At 74.0% G+C, this 22,539-nt stretch carries 7 protein-coding genes; 2 read left to right on the top strand and 5 right to left on the bottom strand.

What is annotated here, in order from left to right:
* Positions 1-95 precede the first annotated feature (95 nt).
* Positions 96-2,399: a glycogen debranching protein GlgX gene (gene glgX / locus AC2IPW_RS14050; RefSeq protein WP_416061230.1), complete on the top strand. Its 2,304-nt coding sequence runs from the start codon at positions 96-98 to the stop codon at positions 2,397-2,399.
* Positions 2,396-4,756 (top strand): malto-oligosyltrehalose synthase, encoded by a 2,361-nt coding sequence (gene treY / locus AC2IPW_RS14055; RefSeq protein ID WP_416061231.1) that lies wholly within the window; start codon positions 2,396-2,398, stop codon positions 4,754-4,756. The genes glgX and treY overlap by 4 nt, the downstream gene beginning before the upstream one ends.
* Before the next feature lie 46 nt (positions 4,757-4,802).
* Here treY and AC2IPW_RS14060 read toward each other — a convergent pair whose 3' ends face one another.
* The 5 genes from AC2IPW_RS14060 to AC2IPW_RS14080 all read right to left on the bottom strand — a co-directional run bounded on the left by AC2IPW_RS14060 (position 4,803) and on the right by AC2IPW_RS14080 (position 22,483).
* Complete coding sequence (locus AC2IPW_RS14060) at positions 4,803-5,060, bottom strand: chorismate mutase (RefSeq protein WP_054374703.1); 258 nt, start codon at positions 5,058-5,060, stop codon at positions 4,803-4,805.
* Between the two features lie 122 nt (positions 5,061-5,182).
* Positions 5,183-5,974: an ABC transporter permease gene (locus AC2IPW_RS14065; RefSeq protein WP_003935843.1), complete on the bottom strand. Its 792-nt coding sequence runs from the start codon at positions 5,972-5,974 to the stop codon at positions 5,183-5,185.
* Positions 5,971-6,750, bottom strand: a complete 780-nt coding sequence (locus tag AC2IPW_RS14070; RefSeq protein ID WP_003935844.1) for an ABC-2 transporter permease — start codon at positions 6,748-6,750, stop codon at positions 5,971-5,973. Before AC2IPW_RS14070 ends, AC2IPW_RS14065 begins: the two co-directional genes overlap by 4 nt.
* Positions 6,747-7,709: a daunorubicin/doxorubicin resistance ABC transporter ATP-binding protein DrrA gene (locus AC2IPW_RS14075; protein WP_054374705.1), complete on the bottom strand. Its 963-nt coding sequence runs from the start codon at positions 7,707-7,709 to the stop codon at positions 6,747-6,749. The genes AC2IPW_RS14070 and AC2IPW_RS14075 overlap by 4 nt, the downstream gene beginning before the upstream one ends.
* 35 nt (positions 7,710-7,744) lie before the next feature.
* Complete coding sequence (locus AC2IPW_RS14080) at positions 7,745-22,483, bottom strand: non-ribosomal peptide synthetase (protein ID WP_486375063.1); 14,739 nt, start codon at positions 22,481-22,483, stop codon at positions 7,745-7,747.
* Positions 22,484-22,539: the final 56 nt, after the last annotated feature.

The following is a 22,539-nucleotide window of genomic DNA, read 5'->3' on the forward strand; positions in this document are numbered from 1 at the left end:
ACTGTAGGCGTCGGCGCCGCGGGCCCGGTCGGCACCTGCGCCGGACCGGCTCGCTCGGTCCGTGCACGACCGCGGATCCGGCTAGGGTTGCGGTCATGGAACCCACCGAGCCGAGCACGTCCACCGAGGCCCTCCCGGCCGAGATCCCGGTGTGGCCGGGGAACGCATATCCGCTCGGCGCGACCTACGACGGGGCGGGGACGAACTTCGCCCTCTTCTCCGAGGTCGCCGAGAGGGTCGAACTGTGCCTGATCGCCAAGGACGGCACCGAGACCCGCGTGCCGATCGAGGAGGTCGACGGCAACGTCTGGCACGTCTACCTACCCACGGTGACCCCCGGCCAGCGCTACGGTTACCGGGTCCACGGCCCCTACGATCCGGCGCAGGGTCTGCGCTGTGATCCGAGCAAGCTGCTGCTCGACCCCTACGGCAAGGCTTTCGACGGTGCGTTCGACGGGGATGCGTCCCTGTTCTCGTACGCGATGGCGGGGTCCGAGGTCGAGGAGGCCCCGTCGGAACCGGAGCAGTCGGACGCAGCCGCGGAGGACGCCTCCGGTGCTCCGGGCGCGGCCACCGCGGAGTCGGGCGACGAGAACGAGACGGTGGCCGAGTCCGCCACCGAACCCGATGAGCCGTCGAATCCCGATTTCCCCCAGTTGGATTCGCTCGGGCACACGATGACGACCGTGGTGATCAACCCGTTCTTCGACTGGGTCTCCGACCGGCATCCGCGCCGGCCCTACTACGAGACCGTCATCTACGAGGCCCATGTGAAGGGCATGACCGCGACCCACCCCGGGGTGCCGGAGCAGTTGCGCGGCACCTACGCCGGGCTGGCCCACCCGGTGATCATCGAGCACCTGCAGAGCCTGGGGGTCACCGCGATCGAACTGATGCCCGTGCACCAGTTCATGCACGATCAGGTGCTGCTGGACCGTGGACTGCGGAACTACTGGGGCTACAACACCTTCGGCTTCCTGGCTCCGCACCTGGACTACTCGTCGGCCAGCAACCCGAGCGGCGTCGTCGCCGAGTTCAAGGCGATGGTGCGCGCCTACCACGAGGCGGGCATCGAGGTGATCCTCGACGTGGTGTACAACCACACCGCGGAGGGTAACCACATGGGGCCGACAATCTCTTTCCGCGGCATCGACAACGCCGCCTACTACCGGCTGGTCGACGACGACAAGTCCTACTACATGGACTACACCGGCACCGGCAACAGCCTCAACGCCCGCCATCCGCACACCCTGCAGCTGATCATGGATTCGTTGCGCTACTGGGTGACCGAGATGCATGTCGACGGATTCCGTTTCGACCTGGCCTCCACCCTGGCCCGCGAGCTGCACGACGTGGACCGGCTGTCCGCGTTCTTCGACCTCGTGCAGCAGGACCCGATTGTCTCGCAGGTCAAGCTGATCGCGGAGCCGTGGGACGTCGGTGAGGGCGGCTACCAGGTGGGCAACTTCCCCGGCCTGTGGACCGAGTGGAACGGCAAGTACCGCGACACGGTCCGGGACTACTGGCGCGGGGAACCGGCCACGCTCGGCGAGTTCGCCTCCCGGCTCACCGGTTCGTCGGACCTGTACGAGGCCACCGGCCGCCGGCCGAGCGCCTCGATCAACTTCGTCACCGCACACGACGGCTTCACCCTCGCCGACCTGGTCTCCTACAACGAGAAGCACAACGACGCCAACGGCGAGAACAACATGGACGGCGAGTCGCACAACCGCTCGTGGAACTGCGGCGTGGAGGGCCCGACCGACGACGCGGACGTGCTCGCGCTGCGGCAGCGGCAGAGCCGCAACATCCTGGCCACGCTGATGCTGTCCCAGGGCACCCCCATGCTCGCGCACGGCGACGAGTTCGGGCGCACGCAGCAGGGCAACAACAACGTCTACTGCCAGGACAACGAGTTGTCCTGGATGGACTGGTCGCTGGCGGAGACGAACGCGGACCTGCTCGAGTTCACCCGCAACGTGATCGCGCTGCGCCGGGCCCACCCGGTGTTCCGGCGACGGCGGTTCTTCGAGGGCCGCCCGATCCGCAGCGGCGAGCAGTCCCGGGACATCGCCTGGCGTACCCCGGCGGGCGAGGAGATGACGCCGGAGGACTGGGACAGCGGGTTCGGCAAGTCGCTGTCGGTGTTCCTCAACGGCGAGGGCATCCACGAGCCGAACCAGCGCGGCGAACGGGTCGTCGACGATTCGTTCCTGCTGTGCTTCAACGCGCACGACGAGCCGATCGATTTCGTCACCCCCGACGGCCCGCACGCCGACGAATGGTCGGTGGCGCTGGACACGGACGTGCCGGACGGGCTGCGCGAGCAGGTGGTGACCGCCGGGGAGTCCGTGCGGGTGCAGGGCCGTTCGCTGCTGGTGATGCGGAGGACCGCATGAGCCCGCGCCCGGTGTCGTCGACGTATCGGCTGCAGCTCACCGGCGACGGGACGACCTTCGCGGACGCGGTGGCCCTCGTGGACTATCTCGACGCGCTCGGCGTCTCCCACGTGTACCTGTCTCCGGTGCTCAGTGCCGCAGCCGGCTCGACCCACGGTTACGACGTGGTGGATCCGACGACGGTGTCGGCGGCGCTCGGCGGCCGCGAGGGTCTCGCGGCCCTCGCCCGTGAGGTCCGCTCCCGCGGGATGGGTCTGCTGATCGATATCGTGCCCAACCACGTCGGCGTCGGCGATCCGCGCGAGAACCCGTGGTGGTGGGACGTGCTGCGGCACGGCCGCGACTCGCCGTACGCCTCGTACTTCGACATCGACTGGGACGCGGACAACGGCTGCGACGGCCGGATCGCCCTGCCGGTGCTGGGGTCGGCCGCCGACGTCGAGGACCTGACCGTCGACCGCACCGGCGACGAGCCGACGCTGGCCTACTACGAGCGGCGCTTCCCCGTCGCCCCGGGCACCGACACGGGAACCGGAGCGGAAGTACATGCGCGGCAGGCGTATCGGCTCGTGCCGTGGGACAGCGGCCTGATCGGGTACCGCCGGTTCTTCACCGTCGACGACCTCGCGGCGGTGCGGGTGGAGGATCCGGCGGTGTTCGACGCGGTGCACGCCCAGGTGGCGTCGTGGATGCACGACGACCTCACCGACGGCGTCCGCGTGGATCATCCGGACGGTCTGGCCGATCCGACCGGTTACCTGCGGCGGTTGCGCGAGCTCGTCGGCCCGGACCGCTGGCTGGTCGTGGAGAAGATCCTCGGCGACGGCGAACCGCTCGACCCGACCCTGCCGGTCGACGGCACCACCGGCTACGACGCGCTCGGCGAGGTCGGTGCGGTGTTCCTCGACCCGCGTGGAGAGAAGGACCTCGACGCGCTCTCGCGCGATCGCACCGGCGCCTCCGGCGACGCGCAGTGGCTGCACGCGCAGGAGAGACACATCAAGAGCGCGGTGCTGCAGGCGGGGCTGGCACCGGAGGTGCGCCGGCTGGTGCGGGCGGTGCGCCGGGACGCCGCCGATGCGACCTGTCCGGACGAGCACCTGCGCGACGCGGTGATCTCCGTGGTGGCGGAGCTGCCCGTGTACCGGTCCGACTACGCGCCGCTGGCCGGGATGCTGCCCCGCATCCTCGGTGACTGCGCCCGCGCCGAGCCCGCACTCGAACGGGCGCTCGAGGTGCTGGCCCGGGCCCTGGCCCGGGGCGGAGAGGCGACGGCCCGGTTCGGGCAGGTGTGCGGCGCCGCGACCGCCAAGGCCGTCGAGGACTGCCTGTTCTACCGCGCGGCACGGTTGGTCTCGCTCCAGGAGGTCGGCGGCCACCCGGGCCGGTTCGGGCTCCCCGTCGCCGAGTTCCACCTCGCCTGGTCGGAGCGGGCGCGGTGGTGGCCGCGGGCGATGACGTCGCTGTCCACCCACGACACCAAGCGCGGCGAGGACGTCCGCGCCCGTATCGGGGTGCTCTCGCAGGTGCCGCAGCTGTGGGCGGCGTGCCTGTCCGAATGGGAATCGGTCGCGCCGCCCCCGGACGCCGCCTCGGGACTGTTCCTGTGGCAGAACGTCTTCGGGGCCTGGCCGCGCGACGGTCGCGTGACGGAGGAGCTGCGGACCCGGCTGCACGAGTACGCCCGGAAAGCGCTGCGGGAGAACGGCTTGCGGACCACCTGGACCGAGGTGGACGAGGAGTTCGAGGGCGCGGTGGCGGCCTGGCTCGACGCGGTGTGCGACGGGCCGGTCGGCGCGTCGCTGACCGAGTTCGTCGCGTCGCTGGCCCCGCATTTCTCCGCGGACTCGCTCGGGCAGAAGCTGCTGCAGCTGCTCGGACCCGGCATCCCCGACGTGTACCAGGGCACCGAGTTGTGGGAGGACTCGCTCGTCGACCCGGACAACCGGCGGCCGGTGGACTTCGCCGCGAGACGCCGGCTGCTCGAGCAGGACGCGCCGCCGGCCGTGGACGAAGCCGGCACCGCGAAGCTCGCGGTGGTGCGGTCGGCGCTGCGGTTGCGCCGCGAACGGCCGGCGAGCTTCGTCGGTGGTGCCTACGTCCCGCTGTCCGCGTCGGGTCCGGCCGCCGCTCACCTGATCGGCTTCGGGCGCGGCCCGGCGGCCGACGACGTCGACGTGGTGGCGCTCGCTTCGCGGCACACGGTGACCCTGGAGGAGACCGGGTGGGGCGACACGACGCTCGACCTGCCGCCGGGACTCTGGGTGGACCGGCTCACCGGGCGGCGGCTGTCGGCAACGGTGTCGCCGGCGGAGGTGTTCGCGGATCTTCCGGTAGCCGTGCTGGCCCGCGACTAGGCCGTCCGCGCAGAGGAGGGCAGTCCCGACCCGCGACGCCGCACCCCTAACGCAGACGCAGCAGGACCAGGGCCAGGGCCGTTCCGTCCTCCCCCAGCTCGGCGGCGTAGCGGCGGATCACGCTCATGTCGTGGGCGTGGGTGACGCGGGGCGCCCCCGTCCCGACCCGGAGCTGCCCGATCCGTCGCTCGAGCGCGACACGGCGCCGCACCACCGCGAGGATCTCGGTGTCGAGGCTGTCGATGTCGGCGCGCAGACGGGGCAGTTCGGAGTCGGTGGTACCTGGTTCGGCAACGGCGGTCATGATGCCTCCCTTCGGGATTCGGCGTGTTCACTGGATCGATCCTCCCGTACCCGGATGCCGGGAGACAGCCACCCCGGGTGGTGGATTCGCCACCCTGCCGGGATCACCGGCGGCCGATCCGGTCACAGGGCCCGCCGGTATCCGCGGATCACCGGCACGGCGCACACCGCGACCAGGGCCACCGACCAGGCCACGGTGCGCACCAGCGGGCCCTGGACGGCGCCGCCCAGGGCCAGCGCCTGCATCGTCTCGACGGCGCTGGTCATGGGCTGGTTGCGGATCACCGGCGCGAGCACCTCCGGGTACGCACCGATCGGCACGAACCCCGGATTGAAGAACAGCATCAGCGTGCACAGCAACGAGATCGATTCGATGACCACCGTTTTCGCGGCCATGAATGCGGCCGCGGTGACCAGCGCGGCGAACGCCAGCCCGAACAGCACCGGTACGGCCAGGAATCCGATCGCGGCGAGCGGGCCGCGGTGGAAGCGGAAACCGAGCACGACCCCGGCGGCGACGACCACGACGGTGGTCACGGCGATGCGCACCGCCTCGGCGAGGAATCTCGAGGCCAGCGCCGAAGCCCGGTGGACGGGCAGCACCCACAGCCGTGCGGGCAGCCCGGCCTCGCATTCGCGGCCGAGCGTGACGGCACCGGCCAGCGAGCCGAGCAGCGCGCTCATCACGACGACCATCGGCACCGTCCCGTACAGCGCGTCCTGCCCGGCGAACGCCGAGACCTGCCGGCCGAGCACCGCCTCGAGCATCAACAACAGGAGCACCGGGTAGGCGAGGCTCTGCAGCACCGTCATGGGATCCCGGCGCCAGCGGGTCAGCAGGCGCCCGGCCTGCAGCATGGTGTGCCGCACGAGAGCGGGGACCGAGTTCTCGGGTGTGGTCACGGTGGTGCTCATCGCTGCCTCCGGTTCGTGCGGGTGGCCAGGGGGACGACGACCAGAAGGATCCCGCCGAGCCACAGCAGCGTCGGCGTCAGGGCGGCACCGGTGCCGTCGGCGAGCCCGCGCAGGCTCGACGCGAACTGGGAGACGGGCTGGTTGCGGACGAACGGCTGGATCCAGGCCGGGAACTGGTCGATCGGAACGAAGCCGCAGGAGAGCATTCCGAGCACGAGCTGCGGCAGCATCAGGGCCTGCGTGGTGGCTTCCGGGCTGCGGAACACGGTGCCGAGCACATCGGCTCCGAGCGTGAGGACCATCCCGATGGTGAGCGCAAGTGCGCAGAACCCGACGGCCGCGGTGGTCCCGGCGAAGCGGAAACCGATGACGTACCCGCAACCGATCGCTGCTGCCAGCGACAACGCGCACTTGACGGCGCTCGCGGACAGGCGGGCGGCGAGCGGCACGGCCGCCGCGATCGGCATCGTCGCGAACCGGCGGTCGATGCCGTGCACCGCATCGGTGGCGGCCAGGAACGCGGCGGAGATCGCGGTGAAGGACACGGCCTGCAGCGCGATCAGCGGCATCAGGAACTGCCCGTAGTCGACGGTCCCGCCGGTGAACAGGGCGATCACCCGTTGCAGCGGCACGTAGAACCCGACGGTGAACACGAGCGGAGCGACGAGTGCGGTGACGAGCTCGCCGCCGCGGACGGCCGGGATCAGAGTGCGCACGGACAGCACCCACCACTGGTAGAGCGGTGAAGGCGACGGTGCGACGGTCGTCGTGGTCATGCCACCACCTCGAATCGCGGCCGGGCGGCGGTGAGGGCGAGGAAGACCTCGTCCAGCGACGGTCGCCGCAGCGCGATGTCGGAGACCGCGACACCGTGGGCGGCGACGGCGGTGGCGACCTGCGCCAGGGTGCCCGCGCCGTGCGGGGCGGGGATCGTGACGCGGTCGGCGGCGACTTCGATCACCGCCGCCGGGGCGAATCGGCGCAGCACCTGCGCCACGGCGGGCACGTCGGTCACCTGCACCGGGACGACCTCGCAGAAGGTGGCGCCGACGCGCTGCTTCAACTGGGCGGGGGTGCCCTCGGCGACGACCGTACCCCGGTCGATGACGACGATCCGGTCGGCGAGCAGGTCGGCCTCCTCGAGGTACTGCGTGGTGAGCAACGTGGTGACGCCCTGCGCCTTGAAACCGGCGATCAGGTCCCAGACCCGTTGGCGGCTGCGCGGATCGAGGCCGGTGGTCGGCTCGTCGAGGAACACCACCCGGGGCGGGACGACGAGCCCGCACGCGATGTCGATGCGGCGGCGCATACCGCCGGAGTACTTGCCGACCCGCCGGTCGGCGGCATCCTCGAGGTCGAACTCGGCAAGCAGTTCCCGCGCGCGGGCCCGGGCGGCGCGGCGCCGCAGCCCGAGCAGGCGCGCGAACAGGACCAGGTTCTCGAATCCGGTGAGCATGTCGTCGAGGGCGGCGTACTGGCCGGTGAGCATCACCGCGCGGCGCACCCCGGCCGGGTCGGTGACGACGTCGTGACCGGCCACGACGGCACGACCGGAATCCGGCCGCAACAGGGTGGACAGGATGTTCACGGTGGTCGTCTTGCCGGCGCCGTTGGGGCCGAGGACGCCGAGAACCTCACCGGGCTCGGCAGTGAAGCTCACGCCGCACAGGGCCGGGACCGGCCCGAAGCTCTTGGTGACGGCGTCGACGAGGACGGCGGGGGTCGAGGGGGACATGGTGCTCCGTTCGGAATCGGGGATGGACTGTGCGGTCAGGACGCGGCGAGGTACCGGTCGTCGCCGAGGTGCCGGTCGAGCACCGCGGCCAGGGTGGGCACCGCGTCGGGTGCGGTCATCCGGTCGTGCGCGACATCGAGCAGGTGGTTGTGCATCGCGCCGGTGACGTAGGGCCGCCAGCCGGCGAAACCCCCGGCGTGCTGCGGCTTGTCGGCCGTCGCGGTGACGAAGACGAGGTCACCGTCGTAGAGCGGCGGCCGGTAGCCGGCGAGCAGCGACGCCGAACCGTTGTACTCGGCGGTCATCCGGTCGAGGTGGCCGGTCTCGACCGGCGCCCCGGTGTGGGTGCGGATCAGCGCGGCGGCCTCGGCGGCCGTCAGGGCCGGATCGAGGTCGGGCAGCCCCAGGGACGAGCCGAGGGCCGCGACGAGTTCGCCGGCGGTCAGCGGTTCCGGCGCCGCGACGTCGCGGGCGATCAGGTCCGCGTCGAGCAGCGCGAGCAGCGCCACCTCCTCGCCGGCATCGCGCAACCGCGCGGCGACGGCGTGGGCGATGAATCCGCCGAGCGACCAGCCCAGCAGGTGGTACGGGCCGGTGGGCTGGACCGCACGGATCTCGTCGACGTACCGCTCGGCGTACGCGGCGATCGTCGCCGGGGCGCCCTCGCGGCCGTCGAGGTGCGGAGACTGCAGTCCGTACACCGGCCGTCCGGGGGCGAGGTGCGCGGCGAGCCCGGCGTAGCCCCAGGCCAGTCCGGACGCCGGATGCACGCAGAACAGCGGCGCTCCGTCGCCGTCGGTGCGCAGCGGCAGCCGCACCGCGAACGGCGAGTCCGGCTGCCCGCCGGTGTCCTCGGCCTCGATGTGGGCGGCCAGGGCCGCCGGGGTGGGCGCCGAGAACAGCGCGATCACCGGCACGGCGGTCCCGAGTTCGGCGCCGAGCCGATCGCAGGCCCGGGTGGCATCGAGGGAGGTCCCGCCCAGGTCGAAGAACGAGTCGTCGATCCCGACGTGCGCGAGGCCGAGCACCTGCGCGAACACCGCGACCACCGCCTCCTCCGCGGGGGTGCGCGGGGCGCGTCCCGACCCGGCCGCGAACACCGGCTCCGGCAGCGCCGCCCGGTCCAGCTTGCCGACCGGGGTCAGCGGCAGTTCGTCGAGCACGACGATCGCCGCCGGCACCAGGTGTCCGGGCAGCCGCTGCGCCGTCCGGCGCTGCACCCGGGCCGGGTCGAGGTGATGTCCCGGAGCCGGGAGCACGTAGGAGACGAGCACCTGGGCGCCGGACGGTCCGGGTCGCCCGACGGTGACCGCGAAGTCGACCTCGGGCAGGGCCGTGAGCGCCGCGTCGATCTCGCCGACCTCGACACGCATCCCGCGGACCTTGACCTGGTGGTCACCGCGCCCGAGGTACTCGAGCTCGAGCCCGTGCCCGGTCCGCACCCACCGCACGAGGTCCCCGGTGCGGTACATCCGCTCCCCCGGCTGATCGGGACGAGCGACGAACCGGCCGGCAGTCAGTCCCGCCCGTCCGTGGTAGCCCCGCGCCAGCCCGGCCCCGGCCAGGTAGAGCTCGCCCGTCACGCCGGCGGGTACCGGCCGCAGGCGGGCGTCGAGCACCAGCGGTGTCACGCCGCGCACGGCCGATCCGATCGTCACCGCCCGGCCCGGCACCAGCGGACCCGCCGTCGCCCAGATGGTGGCCTCCGTCGGTCCGTACAGGTTCAGCATCGTGCGGCCCTCACCGAACCGGTCCACGAGTTCCGGTCCGGTCGCCTCCCCGGCCACTGCCAGCACCTCCACCGAGGCCAGTGCGGCCGGGTCGAGCGTCGACAGCGCGGCGGGGGTGACGACGAGATGACTGACCCGGGCCGCACGGAGCCGGTCGGCGAGTTCGGTGCCGCCCACGACGGTGGGCGGGACGACCACGAGGCGGGCACCGACCGCGAATGCGGCGAGCTGCTCGAACACCGCGGCGTCGAAACTCGGCGACGCGATGTGCGCGATCCGGGCCTGCGGGGTCAGCGCCAGGGTCTCCTGCTGCGCCGCAACGAGGTTGCCCAGTCCGCGGTGGGTGACGGTGACCGCCTTGGGGGTGCCGGTCGAACCGGAGGTGTAGATCAGGTAGGCGGGATCGTCGACGTGCACGGCCGTGACCCGCGGCCGCTGCGGGACGAGCGCGAGGCGGGTGTCGGCGGCCGGGCCGTCGAGCACCAGCCACCCGACCGAGGCGGGCAGGCGGTCGTGGTGCTCGGTCACGGTCACCCCCAGGACGGCCCCGGAATCGGCGAGCATGTACTCGATCCGTTCCTGCGGGTGCCGGGGATCGACGGGCACGAACGCCGCGCCCGTTCGAGCGACCGCCCACACCGCGAGCACCGACTCGAACGATCGGGTCAGTGCCAGCGCGACGAGAGTGCCGGGACCGGCACCCCGCGCGGCGAGGGCGTCGGCGAGCAGCGCCGCGCGGGCGTCGAGTTCGCGATAGGTGACCTGCCGGTCGTCGGTGACGACGGCGACGGCGTCGGGTCGCGCCGTCGCCGCGGCGTGCAGCAGTTCCGGCAGGGTCACCGGGGCGACGGACTCCGGGCCCGTGCCGGCCCGCAGTTCGTCGGCCTCCTGCGCGTCGAGCAGGTCGACGTCGCCGATCGTGGCGTGCGGGTTCTCGGCGACCGCCGTCAGCAGCCGGCCGAAGCGGGCGGCGAGAGTGCGGGCGGTGACGTCGTCGAACAGGTCGCTGGCGTAGCCGAGGGTCACCTCGATTCCATCGGGTTCGCCGTTCGCGGTCGTGCGTTCGCGCAGGGTGAGGCTCAGGTCGAACGGTGAGGACTCGTGGGCGACGTCCTGCAGTTCGATGCGCAGGCCCGCGACCTCGAGCTCCGGCTGCTCGAAGTTCGCCAGCGCGAGGGAGACCTGGAACAGCGGGTGGTGCGCGGTGGAGCGAGCCGGGCGCACCGCCTCGACCACCTGGTCGAACGGCAGGTCGGCGTGGGCGAAGGCGGCCAGGTCGGCCTCGCGGACCTGCGCCACCAGGTCGGCGAACGTGACCCCGGGGCGCACCGGCGTGCGCAGGACCACCGTGTTGACGAACATGCCGACCAGGTCGTCGAGTTCGGCGGCGCCGCGACCGGCGACCGCGGTGCCCACCGCGATGTCGTCGCCGGCGCCGAGGCGCGAGAGCAGCGCGGCGAGCGCGGCGTGCACGGTCATGAACACGGTGGCGTGTTCGGTGGCAGCGACGGCCCGCAGCCGGGCGTGCACGTCGGCACCGAGCACGAGATCCACGTCGGCGCTCGCCATGGACTGCACGGGCGGGCGCGGGCGGTCGGTGGGCAGGGTGAGCCGGTCCGGAAGCCCGGCGAGGGTGCTCACCCAGAAGTCGCGCTGTAGCGCGGCGGTCGACCGCGGATCGGTCTCGTCGCCGAGGATGTCGCGTTGCCACAGCGTGTAGTCGGCGTACTGCACCGGCAGCGGCGCCCAGCCGGGCGCCGCACCCGCGGTGCGCGCGGCGTACGCGGCGATCAGGTCCCGCGCCAGCGGCGCCACCGACACCCCGTCCGCGGCGATGTGGTGCAACACCAGCACCAGCACGTGCTCCTGCACCCCCAGCCGCAGCACCCGGGCCCGCACCGGCAACTCGACGGTCAGGTCGAAACCGGCACCGGCGAAGTCCGCCACCGCGGCAGGCACGTCGGCCGGTGCCTCGGTGAAGTCGAGCACGTTCCCGGCGTCGACGGCCACCTGGTGCGGGCCGTCCGCATCGGCGGGGAAGACGGTGCGCAGGCTCTCGTGCCGGTCGGTCACGTCCCGCCACGCCGCGCCGAGCGCCGCGGCGTCGATCGGCCCGGACAGGCGCAACGCGACGGGAATGTTGTACGCCGCGGAGGTCGGGTCGAGCTGGTTGAGCACCCACATGCGCTGCTGCGCCGGCCCGAGGGGCACCCGGGCCGGGCGGGGCCGGGCCGTGAGGGCGATCCTCGGGGCGGGACGCTCGAGCAGGCGCACGGCCAGCGCCGCGGCGGTGGGCGCCTCGAACAGGTCGCGCACCGCCAGGGCGGAGTTCAGGCGGGCGACGACGCGGGTGGCGTCGAGCGAGTTGCCGCCGAGGTCGAAGAACGAGTCGTCGATCCCCACCCGGTCCAGGTCCAGCACCTCGGCGAACGCGGCGACCACGGCCTCCTCCGCCGGGGTGCGCGGGGCCCGCCCCGCGCCGGCGGCGAACACGGGCTCGGGCAGCGCCGCCCGGTCCAGCTTGCCCACCGGCGTCAGCGGCATTTCGTCGAGCACGACGACCGCCGCCGGCACGAGGTGGGCCGGCAGCAACTCGGACATCCGGGCCCGCAGCGCCTCGGCCGTCGGGTCGCATCCGGTCGCAGCGAGTACGTACGACACCAGCACCGGGGAGCCGGCCGGGCCGGGCCGGCCCACCGTCACCGCGCGGTCGACGTCCGGCAGCCCGGTCAGCGCCGCGTCGATCTCCCCCACCTCGATCCGCATTCCGCGGACCTTGACCTGGTGGTCACTGCGGCCGACGTACTCGAGCTCGAGGCGGCCCGCGGCGTGCACCCACCGCACCACGTCCCCGGTGCGGTACATCCGCGCTCCCTGCGGATGCGCCACGAACCGGGCTGCGGTCAGTCCCGGCCGCCCGTGGTAGCCGCGCGCCAGTCCGTCGCCGGCGAGGTACAACTCCCCCGCCACACCCAGCGGGACCGGGCGCAGCCGGCCGTCGAGCACCAGGGGCGTCACGCCGCGCACGGCCGATCCGATCGTCACCGGCCGGCCCGCCGTCAGCGCCGTCGACGCGGTGGCCCAGATGGTGGCCTCCGTCGGCCCGTACAGGTTCAGCATCGTCCGTCCCCCGGCGAACCGCTCCACCAGGTCCGAACCGACCGCCTCGCCGGCCACCGCGAGCACCCGGATCGTGGTCGGCTCCGCCGAGTCCAGCGTCGCGAGCACCGAGGGGGTGAGGACCACGTGTGTCACCTGCTCGGCCTCGAGGATTGCGGCCAGTTCGGTGCCACCGACGACGCCGGGCGGGACCGACACCAGGCAGCCCCCGGCGCCGAAGGCGGCCAGCTGTTCGAAGACGGCCGCGTCGAAGCTCGGCGAGGCGAAGCCGAGGACCCGCGCGTCCGGCCCGACGTCGAGCGAGTCGGCCTGGGCGCGAACGATGTTCGCCAGCCCGCGGTGGGTGACGGTGACGGCCTTCGGGGTGCCGGTCGAGCCGGAGGTGTAGATGAGGTAGGCGGCGTGGTCGGGATGCAGCGGCCGGGTCCGGTCCGCATCGGTCCACGGTGCGGACGAGTCGTCGGCGCATGCGGCCTGCAGCGCCGGGTCGTCGAGCTCGAGCCAGGTGAGCGCGCCGGGCAGCGCGGCCCGGTGCGCAGCCGTGGTCAGTCCGAAGGTGGCGCCGCTGTCGTGGAGCATGTGCGCGATGCGCTCGGCCGGGTACGCCGGGTCGACGGGCACGAAGGCGCCCCCGGCCTTGGCGACCGCCCACACGGCGAGCACCGACTCCGCGGAGCGGGGCAGTGCGAGTGCCACGCGCACGTCCGGACCCACCCCGGCGGCGACGAGCCGGTGCGCGAGCCGGCCGGCGGCATCGTCGAGTTCACGGTAGGTCCAGTCGGTGCCGCCGGCCCGCAGCGCCGGGCGCGCGGGGTGTGCGGCGGCGGCGGCCGCGAGCAGCGTGGGCAGCAGCCACGGCCCGATACCCGCCGGGCCGGCCGTGGCGGCCAGTTCGGCGGACTCGGCCGCGTCCAGCAGTGCCACGTCCCCGACGGGGACGGCCGGGTCGGCGGTCACGGTGGCGAGGAAGCGCACGAACCGCGCGGCGAGGGTGCGGGCGGTGGCGTCGTCGAACAGGTCGGTCGCGTAGGTGAGGGTGGCGTCCAGCCCGGCGGGCCGGCCGTCGTCGCCGGTGTGCTCGCGCAGCTCGAGCCCGAGGTCGAACTGCGAGGAGACCCGGGCGATGTCCTCCGGGGCGATCTCGAGTCCGTCGAGCTCGAGGGTCGGCGCCGCGAAGTCGGCCAGCGCGAGGGAGACCTGGAACAACGGGTGGTGCGCGGTGGAGCGAGCCGGGCGCACCGCCTCGACCACCTGGTCGAACGGCAGGTCGGCGTGGGCGAAGGCGGCCAGGTCGGCCTCGCGGACCTGCGCCACCAGGTCGGCGAACGTGACCTCGGGGCGCACCGGCGTGCGCAGGACCACCGTGTTGACGAACATGCCGACCAGGTCGTCGAGTTCGGCGGCGCCGCGACCGGCGACCGCCGTGCCCACCGCGATGTCGTCGCCGGCGCCGAGGCGCGAGAGCAGCGCGGCGAGCGCGGCGTGCACGGTCATGAACACGGTGGCGTTCGCGGTGCGGGCGAGACGTCGCAGCCCGGCGTGGAGGTCCGCGTCGAGGGTGAAGGCGATGTCGGCGCTCGCGCCGGACTGCACCGCGGGTCCGGGCCGGTCGGTGGGCAGGGTGATCCGGTCCGGGAGGCCGGCCAGCGTGCGGGTCCAGAAGTCCAGTTGCCGGGCGGTCGTCGAGTCGGGGTCGTCGGGGTCGCCGAGCGTCTCACGTTGCCACAGCGTGTAGTCGGCGTACTGCATCGGCAGCGGCGCCCACCCGGGCGCCGCACCCGTGGTGCGCGCGGCGTACGCGGCGATCAGGTCCCGCGCCAGCGGCGCCACCGACACCCCGTCCGCGGCGATGTGGTGCAGCACCAGCACCAGCACGTGCTCCTGCACCCCCAGGCGCAGCACCCGGGCCCGCACCGGCAGCTCGACGGTCAGGTCGAAACCGGCACCGGCGAAGTCCGCCACCGCGCCGCGGACCGCGTCCGCGGGCACGTCGACGACGTCGAGGCCGGAGGGCACCGTGTCGACGATTACCTGGTGCGGGCCGTCCGCATCGGCCGGGAAGACGGTGCGCAGACTCTCGTGCCGGCCGGTGAGGTCGCCGAAGGCGGCGGCCAGGGCGGTGAGGTCGAGTGGTCCGCGCAGGCGCAGCGCCACCGGGATGTTGTAGACACCGGAGTCGGAGTCGAACTGGTTGAGCACCCACATCCGGTGCTGTGCCGGTCCGAGCGGCAGGCGGACGGGCCGCTCGCGGCGCCCGAGCGCGGCGGCGGCACCGGTGCGGCCCGCGGCGCGGGCGGCGAGCGCCGCCGGGGTGGGGGCCTCGAACAGGTCGCGTACCGCCAGGGCGGTGCCGGCGGTGGCGTTGACGCGGGCGATCACGCGGGTCGCGTCGAGGGAGTTGCCACCCAGGTCGAAGAACGAGTCGTCGGCACCGAGGTCGTCCAGCCCGAGGACCTCGGCGAACGCGGCGGCGGCAGCGGTCTCCACGGGTCCGCGCGGCGCGCGGGCCGGGCGGCGGCTGCGGCCGAAGTCCGGTGCCGGCAGCGCCGTCCGGTCGAGCTTGCCGACCGGGGTGAGCGGAACCTCGTCGAGGACGACGATCGCGGCGGGCACGAGATGGGAGGGGAGCTGGTCGGCGAGCCGGTCCCGCAGCCGGTCCGGGTCGAGGGTGCGCCCCGGCGCGGGTCGCACGTAGGAGACGAGGACGGTCGAGCCGGTGGGTCCGGGGCGTCCGAGCGTGGTCGCGAAGTCGACCTCACCGTCGACGGTGAGGGCGGTGTCGATCTCGCCGAGCTCGACGCGGATGCCGCGCACCTTGACCTGGAAGTCGGTGCGGCCCAGATATTCCAGGACGAGTCGGCCGTCGTCGTCGCGGGTCCAGCGCACGAGGTCACCGGTGCGGTACATCCGTGCGCCGGGCCGGCGAGGATGCGCGACGAACCGGCTCGCGGTCAGGGGTGCCCGCCCGTGGTAGCCGCGGGCCAGACCGGGGCCGGACAGGTACAGTTCGCCGACCGTGCCGAGGGGCGCCGGCCGGAGCCAGCCGTCGAGTACGAGGGTTTCGGTGCCGGGGATGCCGGTGCCGAGCGTGACGGGCGCGTCGGCGGTGAGGTCGGCGACGGTGGCCCAGATGGTGGCCTCGGTCGGCCCGTAGAAGTTGAGCATCGTCCGGCCGGGCGCCCACCGGCGCACCAGGTCGGTGGGGACGGCTTCGCCGGCGACGCCCACCGTCTGCACGGTGGTGGCCGCCGCCGGGTCGAGGGTGGCCAGCACCGCGGGGGTGAGGACGAGGTGGGTGACGGCGGCGGCGGTGAGCCGGGCGGTCAGTTCGTCGCCGCCGACGACGGTCGGCGGCACGACGACGAGCCCGGCGCCGACGGCGAACGCGGCGAGCTGTTCGAAGACGGAGGCGTCGAAGCTCGGTGACGCGACGTGCGCGACGCGGGCCGAGGGGGTCAGTCCGAGCACGGCGATCTGGGCGTCGATCAGGTTGCCCAGGCCGCGGTGGGTGACGGTGACGGCCTTCGGGGTGCCGGTGGAACCGGAGGTGTAGATGAGGTAGGCCGGGTCGTCGAGCCGGGCCGGCGACGACGCTGCGGACCCGGTCGCGGCGAGGCGGGCGGGGGTGGCGGGGTCGTCGAGAACCAGCCAGGTCGCCGCGGAACCGGTCAGCCGGTCGCCGTGAGCGGAGACCGTGACGCCCAGCTGTGCGCCGGAGTCGGTGAGCATGTGCTCGATCCGGTCCTGCGGATGGCGCGGATCGACGGGAACGAAGGCGGCACCGGTCTTCGCGACCGCCCACGCGGCGAGGAGCGACTCGAACGAGCGGGTGAGCGCCAGCGCGACGGCCGTGCCGGGTCCGGCGCCGTGCGCCGCGAGCAGCCCCGCCAGCGCGTCGGCCCGGTCGTTCAGGTCGCGGTAGGTGGTCTCGCCGGCGTCGGTGACGACGGCGACCGCGTCCGGGTGACGGGTTGCGGTGCCGGTGAGGATCCCGGCGAGGGTGACGGCCCGGTCCCGGCCGGGGGTGAACGGGGCTGCGGCACCGGGAGCGCCGAGCGCGGCGATGCGGCGCTCCGGGGTCCGGGCGAGCGCCCCGAGCAGCTGCGCGCATCGTTCGAGAAGGTGGCGGGCGGCGACGTCGCCGACCGAGGCGGGGCGGTAGCGCAGGCTCAGCTGCGGCCGGTCGCCCGGCTCCACGATCAGGCTCGCGGGGTACGGGGTGGCTTCGGCGCCGGTGACGCCGAGGACCCGCATGCCGGCGTTGCCGGCCATTGCGGACAGCGCGGCGCGGTCGAGCGGGTAGGACTCGACGACGGCGAGGGTGTCGAACAGTTCGGTGGCGCCGGCCGCTCGGTGGATCTCGGGGAGGCCGAGATGCTGGTGCTCGAGCAGCGCCGCCTGTTCGGCCTGGATGCGGCGCAGCAGTTCGGTGCCGGTGTCGGTGGGCTGCAGGCGCACTCGCACCGGCACGGTGTTGACGAACAGACCCAGCACCGCGTCCACGCCCGGCAGCTCGGGCGGGCGGCCGGAGACGGTGGAGCCGAACACCACGTCGGTGCGGCCGGTGGCCTCGGCCAGGGTCAGCCCCCACGCCGCCTGCACGACCGTGGCGAGGGTGACGTCGTGGGCGCGGGTGACGGCGGCGAGTCCGGCGGCGGTCTCGGCACTCAGTTCGACGGTGTGGGCGGCGCCGCCGGCGTCGGCCGCGTCGGCGTGCGGGGCGAGGAGGGTGGGGGCGTCGATGCCGTCCAGGGCGCGGGCCCACGCGGACCGTGCGGCGCCGGCGTCCCGGCCGGCGAGCCAGGCCAGGTGGTCGCGGAACGACGGCGCCGGGCCGGGCACCGCCGCGCCCGCGGCGTAGGCGGTGAGCAGTTCGGCGACGAGCAGTGGGGTGGACCAGCCGTCGAGGACGAGGTGGTGGTTGGTCAGCAGCAGCCGGTACCGGTCGTCGGCGGTGCGGATCAGATGGATGCGCAGCAACGGTGCGGCGGCGAGGTCGAACCGGTCGGCGCGGTCCGCCTCGAGGATGCGCGCCAGTTCACCGTCGGTGTCGGCGCGGCCGCGCAGGTCGGTTTCCCGCCAGGGCAGCACGGCGGTGTGCCGCACGAGCTGGACCGGTCCGGCGGCGGTCTCACGGAAGGCGGCGCGCAGACTGTCGTGCCGGTCGACCACGGACTGGGCAGCGGCGCGCAGCCGGGCGGCGTCGACGGTGCCGGCGAGGTCGAGCACGGTCTGCACGGTGTAGTCGTCGGGGGCGTCCGCGGCGGCGTAGCCGGTGTGGAACAGCAGCCCGGCCTGCAGGGGCGACAGTGGCCACACGTCGGCCAGGCCTCCCCTCTCGTGCTCCCATTCGTCGATCCGGTCCTGGTCGACGGCGACGAGCGGGAAGTCGGAGGGACTGTGCCCGCCGGCGGCCGGGTCGGCGACGTGCCAGGCGAGCGCGGCGAGGGCGGCCACCCACAGCTGTGCGAACTCGTCGACGGCGTCCTCGTCGAGCAGGCCGCTCGCGTAGGTGAAGGTGCCGACGAGACCGTCGCCGTCGACGGCGGCGTCGATGTCGAGCACCGCGGGCAGCGGCATGCGTGGTTCGCGGGTCGCGGCGGTGCCGAGCGGCAGCCACGGCCCGTCGACCGTGGTGTCGATGCGGCCGAGGAAGTTGAACGCGATCTGCGGTGCCGGATGCGCGGGCAGGAGCCCGGCGACGTACCGGAGCAGGCCGTAGCCGATGCCGTGGTCGGGGACGGTGGCGAGCCGTTCCTTGACCGATCGGATCGCCGCGCCCGCCCCGGCACCACCGCCGAAGGCGTCGTCGACGTCGATCCCGGTCAGGTCCACGTCCAGCGGGTGCACGGTGGTGAACCATCCGACGGTGCGGGACAGGTCGGCACCGGGCACCGCCGCCTCCTCCCGCCCGTGGCCCTCGACGCCGACGAGCGTCGCGGGGACGGTGCGGCCACGGTTGCGGCGCCACCGGTCGGCGGCCAGGCCGAGCGCGGCGAGCAGCGCCTCGATGGGGCCGCAGTGGAAACGCCGGGGCACGGCGGTCAGGACGGCGTCGGTGACCTCGGCGGGCACGCGCACGCGCAGCTGCGCGGAGGTGGCGACGGTGTCGCGCGCCGGGTCCAAGGGCCGCTCCCCCAGCGCCGGATCGGGCGTGGCGAGAATCCGCTCCCACAGCGGCACTTCGTCGCTGCGATCCGCCTCGGTCAGGCCGTGCGCCCACCGGCGCAGCGACGTGCCGACCGGGGCGAGGGCGGACGCGGCACCGCCGCTGGTGTAGGCGGCGGCGAGGTCGGGCAGCAGGATGCGCCAGGACACCGCGTCCACGGCGAGGTGGTGGACGACGGCCACGAGCAGGTCGTCGCGGCCGTCGGGCGAGGCCAGCCACGCGAACTGGGCGACGATCCCGGCGGCCGGGTCGAGCCGGTCCGCCGCGGCCTCCAGCGCGGCCTCGGCGGCGCGGCGTGGCGCGTCGACGGGGGTGCGGTGCAGCACCGCCTCGGCGGCGACCGCGCCGGCCGGGAGCACCTCGAGCGTGCGGGCCGCGGTCAGCCGCATCCGCAGCGCGTCGTGCCGATCGAGCAGTGCCTGCACGGCGCCGGCCAGGTGCGCGGCGTCGGGGTGCTCGGGCAGCCGGATCAGCACGGCCTGCCCGTACCGGTCGACGGGCCCGCCGCCGGCCAGCAGTTCGGCGACGATCGGGGTGGTCTCGACCGGGCCGGTGCCGCCCCCGGGGAGTTCGGCGAGGGCCGTCGCGGCGCCGGTGTCCGCCACCGCGACGGCGGCCAGGGCGGCGACGGTGCGACGTTCGAAGACGTCGCGGGCGGTGAAGCGCAGTCCGGCGGCGCGGGCGCGGGAGACCAGGGTGATCGCGACGATGCTGTCGCCGCCGAGGGCGAAGAAGCTGTCGTCGGCGGAAACCCGCTCCACCCCGAGCACCTGGGCGAACAGCGCGCCGATCAGTTCCTCGCGTGCGCCCTCGGGGGCGCGGCCGCCGGCGGTCGCGGTGGCGCCGAAGTCGGGGGCGGGCAACGCGGCCCGGTCGATCTTGCCGACGGGGGTGAGCGGCAGCTCGGGCAGCACGGTGACCACCGCGGGCACGAGGTAGGCGGGCAGGGTGTCGGCGAGTGCGGCGCGCAGGGCGCCACCGTCGACGGGGGTGCCGGGACGTCCGACGACGTAGGCAGCGAGGACGGTTGCGCCGGCGGGCGTGGAGGTGCCGACGGTGACGGCCCGGGCCACGGTCTCGTGCCGCAGCAGCGCGGCATCGACCTCGCCGAGTTCGACGCGGAATCCACGGATCTTGACCTGGTGGTCGGTGCGGCCGGCGAACTCGAGCACGGCGGCTGCGCCGCCGGTGTGTCCTTCGGGTTCCCCTGGCAGCCCAAGGGACACACCGCGCCAGCGGACCAGGTCGCCGGTGCGGTACATGCGTTCGCCGGGCGCGGACGGGTCGGCCACGAATCGGGCCGCGGTCAGGTCGGGGCGGCCGAGGTAGCCGCGCGCGACACCCGGCCCGGCCAGGTACAGCTCGCCGGTCACCCCCACCGGCACGGGCTGCAGCCACCGGTCGAGGACCAGGGCACGCATGCCACGGATCGGTGCTCCGACGTCGACGCCGGCGCCGCGACGGTGCGGGGCGGCGAACGTGGCGGTGACCGTGGCCTCGGTGGGGCCGTAGGCGTTGAGGAACTTCCGCCCCCGGGACCAGCGGTCGGCCAGGTCGGGCGGGCAGGCGTCACCACCGACCACGACCGTGCCGATCTCGGGGTGGGCGTCGGGGTCGAGGGTCGCAAGCACGGCCGGGGTCGCGTCGAGGTGGGTGACTCGTCCGGCGTGCAGCACCTCGGCGAGCTCGGTACCGCCGTAGGCCTGCGGCGGTACCACCACCAGGGTGGCGCCGGCCGTGAAGGTCGACAGCAGCTCCTCGATCGAGGAGTCGAAGGCCGGTGAGTACAGGTGGGTGGCGCGCGAGCCGGGGGTGAGGGCGAGCCGCGTGCGGGTGTCGTCGGCGAGGTTCGCCAGGCCGGCGTGGGTGACGACGACGCCCTTGGGGGTGCCGGTGGACCCGGAGGTGTAGACGATGTAGGCGGCGTGCTCGGGTCGGATCCTCCGGTCGGTGATCGGCGCGGCGTCCGTGGCCGCGATCGCCGCGACGGTCCCGGGGTCGTCCAGCACGATCCAGTCGGTGTCGTCGGGCAGGCCGTCGCGGTGCGCGGCGACGGTCAGGCCGATGCGGGCGCCGCTGTCGCGCAGGACGTGTTCGAGCCGGGCGCGGGGGTGGCCGGGGTCGACGGGCACGAACGCGGCCCCGGTCTTGGCAACCGCCCACACGGACTGCACCGAGTCGAGCGAGCGCGCCAGCGCCAGCGCGACGGTGGTCTCCGGGCCGGCGCCGCGGGTCAGCAGCAGCCGGGCGAGCCGGTCGGTGGCGCTGTCCAGTTCGGAGTAGGTCACGGTGCGGGGACCGTCGATCACGGCGACGGCACCGGGGTCGAGGGCCGCCCCCGCGGTGAGCAGGTCGGCGAGGGTGCGGGCGGGCACCGGGTCGGCGCCACGGGCCGGGACGAGAGCCGCGCGCTCGTCCTCGTCGAGCAGGTCCAGGTCGGTGAGCCGCCGGTCGGGGGCGGCGGTGGCGAACCGGTGCAGGAACGCGAGGAACCGACGGTGGTGCGAGGCGAGCTCGTCCCGGGTGTACAGGTTCGGGTTGGCCTGGAAGTCGAGGTGCGTGCTGTGCCCGCCCGGGTAGAGGTTGACGAAGAGGTCCTCGATGAGCCCGGAGGTGAGCACGTGCACCCGGCCGGTGAGCGCGCCGAGCCGGACCTGGTGGTCGAACAGCATGAGGTTGACCGACGGGCCGAACCCGGCGGCGTGGTCGCCGGTGAGACCGAGGTCGCGGGCGATGTCCTCCTGCCGGTACCGCTGGCGGCGCAGCGCCCCGGTCAGCTCGAGTTCCGCTGCGGCGATGACGGAGGCGACGGTGGCGGCGTCGGTCCGCAACCGCAGCGGCACGACGTTGGCGAGCATGCCGCCGGAGCGGCGCAGCACGGCGGTGGTGCGGGCCGAGACGGGCAGGCTGAGCATCACCTCGTCGTGGCCGGTCATCCGGGCGAGGTAGGTGCCGAACGCGGCGACCACGAGCGGGGCGAGGCTCGACCCGCGCCGGGTCGCGGCATCGCGCAGGGCTCGCTCGGTGTCGGGGGGAAGTTCCGCGCCGACCAGCAGCGGATGCGCGTCGGCGGGGGCGGCCCGGCCGGCCAGCGACACGGGATCACCCAGGCCGGCCAGGTGTTCGGTCCAGTACGCGCGGTCGGTCTCGAACCGCGGGGAACGGCGGTAGGCCTCGTCCTCGGCGACGATGTCGGGCAGCGCCGCGGTGCGCGGGGCGTGCACCGCGGTTCCGGTGACGGTGGCGGTGTAGCGCTCGGCGGTGCGCGCGACGAGGGTCATCGCTCCGACGCCGTCGAGGGCGATGTGGTGGATCCGGGCGTACCAGAACCAGCGGTTGTCGGCGACGCGCAGCACGGCAGTGACGGCGAGCCGGTCGCTGCACATGTCGACGGGGGCGGTGTAGTCGCGCTCCATCCAGTCGCGGGCCGCGGCGACGGGATCGGCTTCGCCGCGCAGGTCGACCACCGTCAGGCGCTCGCCGGTGTGCACGACGGTCTGGAACGGGTGACCGTCCTCCTCGAGGATGCGCAGGAAGCCGGTGCCGAACTCGCGTCCGACCGCACGAGCGGACGTCTCGAGGGCGTCGAGGTCGAGGTCCCCGGTGATGTCGACGTACTGGGCGATGTTGACGGGCGTGTCGCCGGCCAGGTGCTGGGCGAACCAGATGCCGCGCTGGGCTGCCGAGAGCGGGAACGCGCCGGCGGACTGCTGGGCACCGAAATGTGCGTGGGCGACCGGGCTTTCGTGCAACACGGGGGTACTCCTGACGACCGGTGGACTGTGCTGCTTCCACGGTCGTCCGAACCCCC

Source organism: Rhodococcus sp. NS-SX18 (assembly GCF_057367935.1).

What these genes read in the sequence shown, in the direction of transcription:
- glgX (WP_416061230.1), top strand. Translation starts at nt 96, where the DNA reads ATGGAACCCACCGAGCCGAGCACGTCCACCGAGGCCCTCCCGGCCGAG.
- treY (WP_416061231.1), top strand. Translation starts at nt 2,396, where the DNA reads ATGAGCCCGCGCCCGGTGTCGTCGACGTATCGGCTGCAGCTCACCGGC.
- AC2IPW_RS14060 (WP_054374703.1), bottom strand. Translation starts at nt 5,060, where the DNA reads ATGACCGCCGTTGCCGAACCAGGTACCACCGACTCCGAACTGCCCCGT.
- AC2IPW_RS14065 (WP_003935843.1), bottom strand. Translation starts at nt 5,974, where the DNA reads ATGAGCACCACCGTGACCACACCCGAGAACTCGGTCCCCGCTCTCGTG.
- AC2IPW_RS14070 (WP_003935844.1), bottom strand. Translation starts at nt 6,750, where the DNA reads ATGACCACGACGACCGTCGCACCGTCGCCTTCACCGCTCTACCAGTGG.
- AC2IPW_RS14075 (WP_054374705.1), bottom strand. Translation starts at nt 7,709, where the DNA reads ATGTCCCCCTCGACCCCCGCCGTCCTCGTCGACGCCGTCACCAAGAGC.